Consider the following 12,414-nt stretch of genomic DNA (forward strand, 5'->3'; position numbering starts at 1 on the left):
CTGATCGAATTAGGGGGTGTAGGAATACGTTAAGATCAATTTTGCGTTCAGGACATAAGTCGGTGTGGTTGTACCTTTCAGGAACAAGGTATAATTCTTGCTTCCGGCGGGGCCTGAGGTTGTGAGGTCCTGCATATTCTCCTGTCCGTTGCCCTGAACATTCAATGCGTCAAAAAGGATCGTGAACGGTGTGGGTCCTGAGGAAGAAGACTCGATCGTGAAATTGTCTCCTGCAGGCCCTGAGGGCTGATTTCCGCGCAGGAATCCCACGTTTATGGTCTGATCGGACGCAGAGGCTCCGGACACGCCATTCAGTTCTATCATTGCGGATCTCAGGGATACGGTGTTATTCGGGTTTTCGGGGATGGTAACAGAAAAATTAAATGATCTGGCTGTTTCCACAACAGACCCTTGCTCCTGGGCAATAAACATCTCAACGGTCTTTATGGGCATGGCGGCTCCGGTGGCGAAAGTGCAGTTTGCAGAAAAGCCTTCGTTTCCAAAAAAGTCTTTCGAACGGGCCCTTAACACATAACCCGATCCGGGCGAAAGATTTGAAAGGCTGATCATATGAATTCCGCCTGCTCTGGGATTCGGGATCGCCGGAGAAAAGTTTCCGGGAATGGACCATGTTTCGGCATCTGTACCGATCTTATATTCGACTTGAGCTGTGGCGAAATCTTCTTCTCCCGGAGGATTGGCGTCGTTCGTATTCCAATCGATCATAGCGGATGTATCGGAAATATTCGATGCCGGGCAGACTCCTGCAAGGAGAGGGGGAGTGTTGTCGAGATAGAGGTCCGTGTTTGTCGCCTGAGGCGCGGTTCCGAATTCGGTCCATGGGCCGATCTTTCCGGCTGAATTCGTCAGTCTTATATGCCAATGATAATTCCCGTCATTTGCTGCGGTTATACCGCTTACGTTCAGGAAGTCTCTGATCATTATTCCGGAATAGGGGAACGATCCCTGAACAAAGAATCCGGAGGTCCGTTCAGGACAATTCGGGAGTATGCACTGAAAGCTTATTCCTATCGGCTGCATTTCAAATTCTGGCGTGATCGTTTCCCCCGATGTCTTGTTGGAATCCATATCCAGTCTGAAATACGCCGATGATTGATTCCCGAGCCCTCCTCCTTCCGCAATGTCCAAGGTCGGGGGTTGGGCAAGATCAGTGTTGGCTGCGAACTGAAAAATGTTTGAGATTGCCGAATTTATGGTTAAGCTGCTGTAGCTTCCCGATAGGCCGCTAGAGGGATTAGTTACGACGACAGTCCATGTGCCGACTTTTATTTCTGTAAAATCAAAAGCTCCTCCGTTCAAAAGTGCGGCACTTACTCTTGTAAAGGGAGTGGAAGGTGTTAGATCGGTTTCTCCTGCCATGGTAAGTTTTATAGTAGGACTTAAGTCAAAATTATTTCCATTTATTGAAATGCCCGACAGTAGTTCAAAATCAAATCCATTTGCGGGAGAGATTCCTGTAATACTTGGTCCGTTCGGATTTACAGTAAGGCATCCCCCGCAGGTGCTTACAAATCCGTCCATGTTTGTAAGCTCGAGGTCCCATGCTCCGTCGATGGCGCTGGATAAGTCAAATGTTGCGTACACATTCTGATATGCGGTTGTAACGCCATAGGCAGCTCCGACATTGTCTCCCTGAATGGAAGTTTGACCCGTTTTCTTCAGCCGGAAAACCGGTCTCGTGTCGGTGGGCATTGTGTCAGAATCGATCCCGAAACCATTGAAATGTATGACGACACCTGTCTGTCCGCTTGTAACCGGAGATGAAGAGGAGCTGGTTATGAGCGGAGGGTCAATAGTAAAATTTCCTGCCGGATATTGATTACTGGTTTTTGCGTCTGAACGAGTTAGCTGGATTTTGCCGGTCGTGACACCAACTCCCTGCTGTCCGGGAATTCGAACTGTCAGACTAGTTTCACTCCAACCTCCGATCAGTGCGGCAGAATTATTGATTACAGTCACGCTGCCGGTGCTTGTTCCAAAATGATCGCCGGAGATTACGATATTCGAGCCGATCTGTCCGTTTGCCGGTGCGGAACTGATATTCGGGTAAATATAAAAATCCAAAGGCGTGCTGTCGGGAGCTCCTGCGCTGACTACTTGCAGGGAAACCAGTCCTCCGTATGAGGCGAGATTGGCATTAACCGCAAATGTAATGGACGAGTTTGACCAGGCGGTTACATCGGCGTCAGTCACTGTGGCATTGCCACCCACGATAAATCTCACGCATCCCGTTCCTGCGCCTCCCGCACAGTTTGCCCTGGAGCCTGCCAGCACCGTCCCAAAATTGGAGCCGGTTATGATGGCGCTATAGCCGCTTCGCGCTCCATCACCGCCGATCTCATAAGAAACGGAGGTTGCATCCATCACCGCCGCATTGATCGTAATCATGCCTGGAGAATAATCGCTGACATCAGGGTTGACGCCATCAGTGGCGATCCCATAAATATAATAATTTCCGGGAGTAATCCCTGTCGTGTCCCATGAACAAATGGCGCCGGAACCCTCAGCTTGATTCTGACAGGTTGGAATTGCTGTATATCCATTTCCGCTATTGGTATCGCTGTCATAATAGAAATTAACCGTAGCCGCGTCTTCTGCGTCGGAAAGATCATACATGATGTTGTATGGATCGCCAACAGCCACAGTGTCACTTGTGCCGTCGGGCTGGATGACAGAAAGTACGGGTGCAGTGTTAGGCTGTTTTTTTATAATAAACATTCTGCCTGCGCCGGCCTGCGTGGTACCTGTAGTGGTAATCGTTTTGGCGGTTATGGTCTGGCTCGCGCCGGATGAATTCAATCCGGTTTGCACGACCGCTCCGGCATCGGTTCCCAAATTAGTATTGGCGGTAGTTCGCACCGCCCAGGTAAGCGAATTTCCCGAAAGCACGGTCTGGCCGGTAATATTTTCAAATCTGCCACCAAACACCACGGCCATGTCTCCGTCATTAACTGTGGCTATCGCCGGCGCGGCTATCGGTCCGATATTAAGCGATGATGCCCAGTTGGAAAGAGAGGCGGTGTAGTTGACGATCGGATTTATTGTATCTGTTCCCCTGTAAGTTTGAATGAATTCAATCACGGTTTCACCGGAATTACCTGCCGTGTGATTGGTGATACTTGCCTGAAATGTTCCATCACCAGCTTGCTTCATTCGCCAGCCAACCGCAACCAGACCCCTACTTACCGTTACTGAACTGAAAACGGGAGTAAAGCCTGCAGGGAGATTTACGGTTTCATTTCCGCCTGTAGCGCGGGAATAGTGGTAGAAAACCAACAGATCGCCGTCTGAGGTGGAAGCGTTCGGAGTTATCGCGCCCGGTGCGCCTCCATTAGTATAAATTATGTTGGAGTTGCCGATATAACCGGCTGCCGCACGCGCTTCCTGAACTTTTATTCCCTCGGCCAAATTTCTGTATGAATTGAATTTATCGACCACATTCTCGTCTTTTGAAATGTGAAAAGCCTTATCGACGATATCGCGCGAAGCGAGATAGGAGTTGATAACTGAATCGATAACATAAAAAGGACCGTTGGAAAATGATATTCCCAAGATCGCTGTAAAGATCAGAAAAGATCTGAGGATTTTATTAATTATTTTCTTCATGATAATCTCTTATATAGGCGTAAGTTTTTTCTGAAACATCTTCCATTTTTTCCATGGCCATCTTTTCATTGTTGTCTCTTATCATTATGGTCAGCAAGTATGGCCTGTTTTTAAAATATATCAGTCCGGAATCCAAATAAATTTCTTTTTCCCGATCTATGCCGATTTTATGCGAAAAAATGATATCTTGGGGCAGTGCGCTTTGGATATAATCTTTAAACGGCGATTGAGACAGGAAGTTAAGCAGTTTTTGCGAATTCTCGTCGGATAAATAGGAGGAATTATACAGCGTTCTAAAAATAACCGAATATCTTTTGGCGCTAAGATTGCCGTTCGTAGAGAGAAAACCTTTCAATCCCATGTGCTCATACACATCGTCGATTTCCTCCGTTTCCAAATTCCTAACCAGGATAAAGTGTGCCGTGTTGTCAGAATCGGCAAGAGAACGTCTTACGAGTTCTTCTATGGTGAATGTCGATCCGGTAGATTCTTTGTGCAATGATCCGAATTTATCATCCCTATCCGAAGACATGAGCACCAGCTTGTTGGTCCATTTCCATTCGCCTTTTTCTATTTTTTTTGCAACGGCCATAGCCGCTGGAACTTTCAGTAAGCTTGCCGGATAGAATTCGGCGTCTTTGTTTGTTGCGATACTGGCACCTGTCGGCAAATACTCAAAATAGATCGAAACATTCAAATCTTTTTTATATTTTTCGTCTAAGTATTCGCGGAGCGGCTGTACATTGATTATCAAGTCTTGTTTATCAATTAGTTTCCTGGCGGGATCAAGAAATTCGAATTTTCCGCTCGCAGACTCTTTCGAAATATTCGTTTCATCCGGCGCATAAACGAAAAATGTCCACAAGTTTGTTATCGTCAAAATCGCCGTCAAAATCCCTAATGCGATTACAGTTATATTTTTATCATTGTTTTTCTTGTTCCCGATTTCTTTCATAAAATATATAATTAACTAAATTTCCGCATTAACCGTATGGCTGCCTTTTGGAAAGAAGATCGTCCAGATGAATTTTTTAGCTCCAGCATCATAATGCATCGATAGGCTTGTGATCTCAGGATTTTCCGGATAAGTCGAGAAGAATGTTTTTGCGACAAGCGTAGAATCCACAAATTCTCCTTTCAGTGTCTGAAGAGCTTTCACCGATTCTTTTTCTTCTCCGCCCCGCGATTCTCCGTCTTTAACGACGATCTCATAGAGCATGTTCTTCGCCTGTGAATAGAAAACGAATTTCCAGCCATTGGACTTTCCTTCGGCCGTGAACTTTTTGGAAAAAAGGGTGATCTCGGAAAGATATGAATCTTCTGACCAGGCCAGGGCATCCTGATCTGCAAGCCGCAGAGCTTCTTTCGCCGTAAGGTCGGCCTGAACTGTTTCTCGTTCGATCAATTTATTGTCATTTTTTTCAGAAGGAACATCGTTTTGCAGATTGATGGTCTTTGTTCCGGATAGGGGTCCTGGTTTCAGCGTATAGCCAAGCGCAAGACCCGTGAGGAATGCGAGGATGATCGCAAGACCTGATAAAGCTTTACCATATTTCATATTCTTTTTATTAGAAGGTTATTTAAATTTCAGCGAGCCCGCACCGGTGTCCAGTTTACCGCTGCCATTATCCAGGTCGCTATAGGAATCCCATCCATTCTCATTTGCGGGGTTATCCAATCCTGCGGTGCAAACGGACAATGCGGCGTTCCATGTTCCCGAAAGCGCCTCGCATCCGGCCTGATCGGCGGGAGCGGGGGATCCCCAGCCGTCCTGTTTCATTATCCTGTTCTTCCATCGTGTGACATATTGTTCCAGAATAGCGTCTTTCCCGTCGGCATAGGATATTACTATCTTTATTTTCTGCGTTGACGGATCTTCGGACCCGGATGATATCGAGATGTTTCCGTTGTCGCGATTGACGTTGTCGATGATTATCTTTCTCGTATAGACCTTGTTGTTAAGCGTGATATCGCAATCGGACGCGACGTCGGTGAGCAGCCAGGAGGATGCGTCATTCTTCAAGCAATAAACGAAACTTTCGCCCTTGTTGTTCTTGCTGCCGTTTCCGTCCGGAGGAAGATAAATGCTGTGCCAGGAGCTTTCGCTTATGGATTTGACAGCTTCCATGCCTTCTTGGGCGAGCATCAACGCATCAAATCTGCTTTCCGTGAACTTTCCTTCTTTCATGTTCACGAAAAAGAGGTTTGAGACCGCGATCACGATAATCGCAACCACCATTATGGCAACGAGCATTTCTATTAAAAGCTGGCCTTTTGAATTTAATTTCACTTTATTTCCTGAATTATCTCTGATTTAAGGCATGCCGACAAATCCGGAAGTTCTTATGGATATATCTATATACAAGCTGGTATCTGCGAAGTCCTCTATCCTGATAGTGCAGTCGCGCGTTGTTTCTGCATTGGGCCGCGAGAAAATGATCTCATTACATCCGCCCAAAAGCGAATCGGCATTGATCTTCAGGGTGTTCGGCAGATAATCTTCCTTGACCGTGGTTTTTGTCGTGCCGTCATCGCTGAACGTCGAGATCTTGCCGCTTGCCGCATCAAATGAAACTCCCCAATTCTTTGCTTCGTTTCCGCTTAGGGCTTTCGCCTGAGCGCTCCGGAGCAAGCTGATGATTATCCTTGAAGAAGAATCGAGGTCTGCCGATTTTTTATACCCTCCCAGCCAGAGCGAAATTCCGGAAGCAAAAACAGCAAGGATGGCGATCGATATCAGAAGCTCGATCAGGCTGAAACCATGCTCAGTATCAAGTATCAAGTATTTTGTATTTAGCATTAATATATGGAATCAAACAGTTAGTATCTAGTATCCAGTATCTGGCATCTAGTATAAATTCTAATACCATATATCACATACCATATACTATGTACCGATTCATCCCACCGTCCCGACGATCTGATATATGGGAACGATGATCGAGAACGCGATGCCTCCGACGATCAGCCCCATCACAAGGATGAGCAGAGGTTCTATCAGGGAGATGACATTCTTGAGTCCGTTATCAACTTCTTCCTCATAAAAAGCGGCAAGATCTTTCAGGACCGAATCCAGTTTTCCGGTTTTTTCTCCCACTGAAACCATGTTTATCACGAGGTAGGGGAAATCCTTCTTTCTTCTTCGCAGTGACATTCCCAGCGATGATCCCTGGCTGATCTCGGTGTTGATCTCCTTGAAGTCGTTGCGATATCGGTTGTATCCGAGGACTTCGCTTGATATGTCAATGGCCTTGAGGATGCTGACTCCGCTTGAAAGAAGGATCCCCAATGTCCGCGTGAATCTCGCCAGCACTATTTTCCTATAAAGGTCCGAAACGACGGGCGTCCTCAGCATCAGCGATGAACTGAAAAACTGGAATGAAGGCCGGTTCTTGACAAGCATGAATGTTGCAACGGATGCAATAAGCGCAATTATGATGACAAGGATATTCTTTCCCAGAAAATCGCTGACGCTCATTATGAATTTTGTGCTCCATGGAAGATTCAGGTTGTTCTGAAAAAAGACCTTGGTCAGCCGGGGGATCACAAGGACCATGAGGATCGTTATGACGCCGAGGGATGCCAGAACAAGGATCGCCGGATATATCATCGCATTTTTAACCTTCTGCCTCATCTTATAATCCTTTTCGATCTGGATCCCGAGATAATCAAGAGATCTTTCCAAGGTTCCGGACACTTCTCCGGATTCGAGGATCGCGATGAATACTTTTGAAAAGAAATTCGGATATTTTTTGAAAGTATAGGACAGCGGCTGTCCTTTTTCCAGGTTTGATTTCGCTTCAGTGAGGATCCTGATGAGGATCTTTTTTCTTGCGTCATTAAGAAGTGTGTCCAGCCCTTCCTTTAGGCTGAGGCCGGCTTTGATTATTATGGAAAGATGTTTCGTGAGCATGAGCTTGTCGACTGCAGACGGCGCCGAATGACCAAAAAGCGAAAGCCTTCCCATGGGATTCTGCTTTTCTTTTATGGAGACGACCGTCAGATTCTGACGGTTGAGATAGCCGAGGGCGATATCCTTGTTCTGAGCCTCTGTCTCCCCGTTGGTTATCTTTCCCTTGCTGTTTACCGCGGTATATATGAATGTGGACATTGAAGTAAATTCAAAAATAAAAAATCAAAATGTAAAATGACAGATCAAAATGATAAAAGTTTGCATTTAATAACTGATGACCGGGAAACAAACGCCAAACAAGTTTCAATCACCGAATGAACAAAGTACGAGCATCTGATTATTACTCGCCTGCAGGCAGACAGATATTTTGATGTTTGGATATTTTAAGCTTTGCATTTTCACTTTGATTTTTGATATTTAAATTTTACATTATCATCACTCCCTTATCACCCTCAATATCTCCGAAATGGTAGTGAGCCCTTTCTGCACTTTCTCAAGTCCGTCCTCGAACATAGGGACCATGCCTTCTTTTTCCGCGGTATCCCTGATCTCGCTTCCCTGGGCTTTTCTCAGGATCAGCTTTTTTATTTCGCTCGTGATGTTCAAGAATTCAAATATGCCGATCCTTCCGCGATACCCGCTTTTTCCGCAGATCTCGCAGCCATTCGCGCTGTATATAGTGTCGAAGGTGCCTATATTGAACTTGGAGTGCGGATTCTGAGACAGCTGGCTCTTGATGATCTCAAGCGTTTCGGCGTCGATCTTTCCGCTCGAAAGGCATTTGGTGCAGTTCTTCCTGACCAGCCTTTGCGCTATGACAAGGTTCAGCGTGGAAGCGAGAAGGAACGGTTCAGCTCCCATGTCGATCATTCGGGGGATCGCAAGAGACGCGCTGTTCGTGTGGAGGGTTGCAAGGACGAGGTGTCCCGTGAGCGAGGCCTGGATCGCCATATTAAGTGTTTCTTTATCCCTTATCTCTCCGACCATGATGATGTTCGGGTCCTGGCGGAGGAATGACCGGAGTCCGTCCGCAAAAGTGATGCCGGTCTTTTTGTTGACCTGCGTCTGGTTTATCCTGGCTATGTCGTATTCGATCGGATCTTCAATGGTGCAGATGTTGACCTCCTGTTTGTTCAATATGTGCAATATGGAATAAAGAGTGGTTGTTTTTCCGCTTCCGGTGGGGCCTGTCACGAGGATCATTCCCTGAGTTTTCATGATGTTCGCATAAAGCGATTCATGGCAGTTCTCGGATAGTCCCAGTTCGGCGAAGCTGACGGGTCCGAGGGATCCTGAAAGTATCCTGAGCACGGCTTTTTCTCCATGGAATGTCGGCATGATGGAAACTCTGACCGAAATATCCCTGTCTTGAGATCTGAATTTGAACCGGCCGTCCTGGGGCGCTCTGTGTTCATCGATCTGCAGGTTCGAAAGGATCTTGATCCTTGCGATAAGGGCGGAATGAACGATGGCGGGAAGTTCCGTGATGTCATGCAAAATGCCGTCGATCCTGAATCTCACAACGACCTTGTTCGCAAATATCTCAAAGTGGATGTCGGACGCGTTGCCATAGGCCGCATAGTCCAGGATCGTGTCCATGATGGAAATGATCGGGATCTCCTGGGCGATCTTTGCGGGATCATCCTGGCTCGTTTTTGCTTTTTCGATGTTGCTTTCGATTATATCATAGAATTCCTTTCCGATATCGCGCTTGTAGTTTTTCATCGCCTTTTTCAGCTTTTCTTTTCCGGCAATATATATTTTGACCGGCATGCCAGTCGTTATTTTCACATATTCTATGGTTTCAAGGTCCAGGGGATCCTGCATGGCAATCTTCAGGAATCCTTTTTCTTCCCCGAATGCGATGAGCTGTTTTTTTTGGGCCATGCTTTCGCTTATTCTGGAAAGTACCTTCGAATCGATCTTTTCTTTGGAGGGATCGGCTTCGGGAACATCAAGATATTCCGAAAGAAGTTCGGTGAGATAGTTTTCGGTCAGCATGTTGCCGCCGATGAGCACATCCGCTATCGATTCTCCGGACCGGATGGACTCTTCTTTCGCTTTTGCAAAATCGGATCCGTCGATAATTCCGGAATCCAGGATTATTTTTTCCAATGTTTTTTCGGGGAGAAGCATGGGCGAAAGTCAAAAGTTAATAGTCCAAAGTCAAAAGTCGTAAGTTTAAAACCAAAAGTCAAAAGCTTAAAGTCTAAATCAAAATCAAAATTATAGAATCATTATGATACCAGCTTCAGCTTGTCGAGGCCCAGTCTGTCGCCGAAATATAGCGAGAGGGAAAGGACGGTGATGGCCGCTATGATCATATATGGCGCGATGGGTATGAGCTCTCTTTTTTGAAGTGCGTAATAATTGAAAATTTGCTTTATGACCAGAAGCCCGAAAACGGCAAAGACATAGATGATAAAATTCGGCCAGCCGGCGATGAGCGCCGTGAGAAAACCCAGATAAACTTCCTTTTCATCCAGGAAGCGTCTGTTCGAATATTTGCAAAGCAGCATGAGATAGAAAGCCCAGGCGAGAGCTATTGCGACGTCAAGGACATAGGGGAGCCAGAAGCGATATATTGCATAGTTATAGAAATAGTCGATCGAGCGGAAAGGGGGGAGGATAAATTGGCTCAAGGGATCTTTTTCCCAGACCTGGAATTGGATCGACGTCGAAAAGCACGCGGTCATAATAAAAACAGACATCAAAAATAGGATGCCGAATTTAACAAAGCCCGCGCTGACCCTTTTGTTTTTCACATAATCGTATAGCAGCAAAAACATCCATAGGAAGGATATTGCAAGCTCGGATATTTTTAATGCAGGAAGAATTTGCACAGTGTTTTGTTTAGAATATTTTTGTGAAGAATTTGTTTTTGTTTTGCTCGGCGAGCCTAAAGCTTAGTTTTAGGATAATCCTAAAACTAAGCTTTAGGGCACAAGGCGCTGAAGATTTAATTTGCTTTAAGACCCATCGATCTAGCAGCCATTATGGATAGATCGTTTTTTAACGATCTATCGAAATGAGTGCTAACTTAGAAATCTGTTCCTCCACCCAAAATTGTCAGACTAGTTCCGGTTTCGTATAAATCCGGGTTATTGCCGCCGTCCGATACTGCCTTCGCACCGAATTCGGTGCTTTCGAGTTTGGCATCTATCTCATAAGTTAAGCTATCTCCGCAAGCATATCTATAAACAAGGTCTGAATTGGCCACGCCTGCAGCAGTAACTGTATTGACCGGGTCAACTGGAAAATTCGATATTGGAGAGCCTCCCGCTAGACTGCTTATATTAACGGGAATCCATCCATTTCCGGTCGTAAGCCCGATATTTGCTGCGGTTACCTGACCAGCGCCAGCTGTTCCTGTGAAAGTGGTTCCATCCAGTATCATATCCGAAATATCGGTGGTATCGCTTGGAACGCTGTAATATATCTTACCACTGGATTCTTCTCCTACCCAGGTTGCTCCCACTTTGCAGGAACCATTGCTTCCCATGTCCATGGCAGGGGTCGTACTATTTGTAAGATATAGTCCGATGGCTGTTTTAACTGTTGAAAGATCGGTCATCCTTTGAGTGTCCCTGCTTTTCTTCATCGTTTCTGCCGGATTTAGCACCAGGATCAGGGCCATAGCCAAGATTGATAGTATTGCAATGACTATCAAAAGTTCCAGAAGCGTAAATCCTTTTAATTGTTCTTGTTTAGTCACAATTTTTCACCCCCTTTCAAAATTAGTTATTATATGTTAGTTCATTTGATTCATCAATAAAAAGTCCGGCATTGCCAAAATCACAAACAACAAACAAAAATCATTTGTGTTTTGGACACTGTAGTTTGTTCATATATTTTCATTTGTGATTTGTTTTTTTGATATTGATTTGAAATTTGCCATTTGAGCTTTGACGTTAAGGCTTTATTCATCCTATTGTTTCATTCGTCGCAGTAACATTGAGCTTATCGCTATTCTGTCCAAACTATCCGATGTGCTTATTTACGAACTCGATTATATTATCCAGAGAATAATCCGCCTTGATGAGATATTCTTTCGCTCCGAGAGAGAGCGCTTTGTCTTTGTCGCTTTGCTGTCCAAGATTGGAAAGAATGATGACCGGAATGTTCTTTATTTTTTCATCTTGCGCCATCCTCTTCAGGAATTCAAAACCGTCGATCTTCGGAAGCATCAGGTCCAGAAGGATCAGCTTGGGCAATTCGCTCTTTGCCTGGTCCAGCCCGGAAACTCCGTCCATAGCCGTGACGACATTGAACCCTTCTTTTGTGAATTTGATGTTGTAGGCCTTGATCAAAAATTTGTCGTCTTCGACTACCAAGATCTTTTTTCCGTTTTTTGCCATGTTTTTTTGCGGTAATGTTTAATTCGTTCTATGCAATCATTTTTGCCCGGACGACCGTGGTCTTTTTCGGGGAATGGAAGGGGGTTATTTGAGGTATTCCTTGATCCTGTCAACAATATCTTCCAGCTTATATTCCGTTTTGATGAAATATGCCTCTGCACCGAGCGCGAGAGCCCTTTCCTGGTCGCTTTTCTGGCCGAGAACGGAAATGGTCAGAACCGGTATACCCTTGAGCTCATCGTCCGCTTTGATCTGTTTCAGGAACTCGAATCCATCGACTCTCGGAAGAAGCAGGTCCAGAACGATAAGGTCCGGTTTTTTTTCTTTAGCCATGACCAGCCCGTCTTCGCCGTTCGCGGAAAGGAGTACATTAAAACCCGCATTCTTTATTTTTATGGAATACGCTTTCGTGAGGTATCTGTCGTCTTCAACTATAAGTATAGTCTTTTTTTTCTTTGCCATATGTTTTTGTTGTTACAGGATGATTATAGCACAAAATAAGCGAAATTTGAACAA

At 45.4% G+C, this 12,414-nt stretch carries 11 protein-coding genes; all 11 read right to left on the bottom strand.

Features of this window, described 5'->3' with window-relative positions; translation table 11 throughout:
• Window positions 1-9: 9 nt before the first annotated feature.
• The 11 genes from WC788_04230 to WC788_04280 all read right to left on the bottom strand — a co-directional run bounded on the left by WC788_04230 (window position 10) and on the right by WC788_04280 (window position 12,360).
• The gene (locus WC788_04230; protein MFA6096807.1) at window positions 10-3,627 is read right to left on the bottom strand and encodes an IPT/TIG domain-containing protein; all 3,618 of its coding nucleotides are present in this window, start codon (window positions 3,625-3,627) and stop codon (window positions 10-12) included.
• Window positions 3,611-4,582: a serine hydrolase gene (locus tag WC788_04235; GenBank protein MFA6096808.1), complete on the bottom strand. Its 972-nt coding sequence runs from the start codon at window positions 4,580-4,582 to the stop codon at window positions 3,611-3,613. The genes WC788_04230 and WC788_04235 overlap by 17 nt, the downstream gene beginning before the upstream one ends.
• A gap of 15 nt (window positions 4,583-4,597) precedes the next feature.
• Window positions 4,598-5,185, bottom strand: a complete 588-nt coding sequence (locus WC788_04240) for a hypothetical protein (protein ID MFA6096809.1) — start codon at window positions 5,183-5,185, stop codon at window positions 4,598-4,600.
• 18 nt (window positions 5,186-5,203) lie between these two features.
• Window positions 5,204-5,917, bottom strand: coding sequence for a prepilin-type N-terminal cleavage/methylation domain-containing protein (locus tag WC788_04245; protein MFA6096810.1), 714 nt, complete (start codon window positions 5,915-5,917; stop codon window positions 5,204-5,206).
• Window positions 5,918-5,941: 24 nt separating this feature from the next.
• Entirely contained in the window at window positions 5,942-6,409 is a 468-nt protein-coding gene (locus WC788_04250; protein ID MFA6096811.1) for a prepilin-type N-terminal cleavage/methylation domain-containing protein, read from the bottom strand.
• Between the two features lie 117 nt (window positions 6,410-6,526).
• The gene (locus WC788_04255; GenBank protein ID MFA6096812.1) at window positions 6,527-7,738 is read right to left on the bottom strand and encodes a type II secretion system F family protein; all 1,212 of its coding nucleotides are present in this window, start codon (window positions 7,736-7,738) and stop codon (window positions 6,527-6,529) included.
• 237 nt (window positions 7,739-7,975) lie between these two features.
• The gene (locus WC788_04260) at window positions 7,976-9,676 is read right to left on the bottom strand and encodes a GspE/PulE family protein (protein MFA6096813.1); all 1,701 of its coding nucleotides are present in this window, start codon (window positions 9,674-9,676) and stop codon (window positions 7,976-7,978) included.
• 101 nt (window positions 9,677-9,777) lie between these two features.
• Window positions 9,778-10,383, bottom strand: a complete 606-nt coding sequence (locus tag WC788_04265; GenBank protein MFA6096814.1) for a hypothetical protein — start codon at window positions 10,381-10,383, stop codon at window positions 9,778-9,780.
• A gap of 197 nt (window positions 10,384-10,580) precedes the next feature.
• On the bottom strand, window positions 10,581-11,255 hold the full coding sequence (locus WC788_04270; GenBank protein ID MFA6096815.1) for a type II secretion system protein: 675 nt from the start codon (window positions 11,253-11,255) through the stop codon (window positions 10,581-10,583).
• Between the two features lie 265 nt (window positions 11,256-11,520).
• Window positions 11,521-11,898 (bottom strand): response regulator, encoded by a 378-nt coding sequence (locus WC788_04275; GenBank protein ID MFA6096816.1) that lies wholly within the window; start codon window positions 11,896-11,898, stop codon window positions 11,521-11,523.
• An 84-nt stretch (window positions 11,899-11,982) separates the two neighbouring features.
• Window positions 11,983-12,360 carry a response regulator gene (locus tag WC788_04280; protein ID MFA6096817.1) on the bottom strand — a complete coding sequence of 126 codons (378 nt, stop codon included), beginning with the start codon at window positions 12,358-12,360 and terminating at the stop codon, window positions 11,983-11,985.
• Window positions 12,361-12,414: the final 54 nt, after the last annotated feature.

The organism is Candidatus Paceibacterota bacterium, assembly GCA_041661265.1.
Classification (GTDB): domain Bacteria; phylum Patescibacteriota; class Minisyncoccia; order JAHIHE01; family JAGLIN01; genus JBAZUT01.

Excerpts from the sequence above, each read along its gene's own strand:
- WC788_04230 (MFA6096807.1), bottom strand. The coding sequence starts at position 3,627 with ATGAAGAAAATAATTAATAAAATCCTCAGATCTTTTCTGATCTTTACA.
- WC788_04235 (MFA6096808.1), bottom strand. The coding sequence starts at position 4,582 with ATGAAAGAAATCGGGAACAAGAAAAACAATGATAAAAATATAACTGTA.
- WC788_04240 (MFA6096809.1), bottom strand. The coding sequence starts at position 5,185 with ATGAAATATGGTAAAGCTTTATCAGGTCTTGCGATCATCCTCGCATTC.
- WC788_04255 (MFA6096812.1), bottom strand. The coding sequence starts at position 7,738 with ATGTCCACATTCATATATACCGCGGTAAACAGCAAGGGAAAGATAACC.
- WC788_04260 (MFA6096813.1), bottom strand. The coding sequence starts at position 9,676 with ATGCTTCTCCCCGAAAAAACATTGGAAAAAATAATCCTGGATTCCGGA.
- WC788_04275 (MFA6096816.1), bottom strand. The coding sequence starts at position 11,898 with ATGGCAAAAAACGGAAAAAAGATCTTGGTAGTCGAAGACGACAAATTT.
- WC788_04280 (MFA6096817.1), bottom strand. The coding sequence starts at position 12,360 with ATGGCAAAGAAAAAAAAGACTATACTTATAGTTGAAGACGACAGATAC.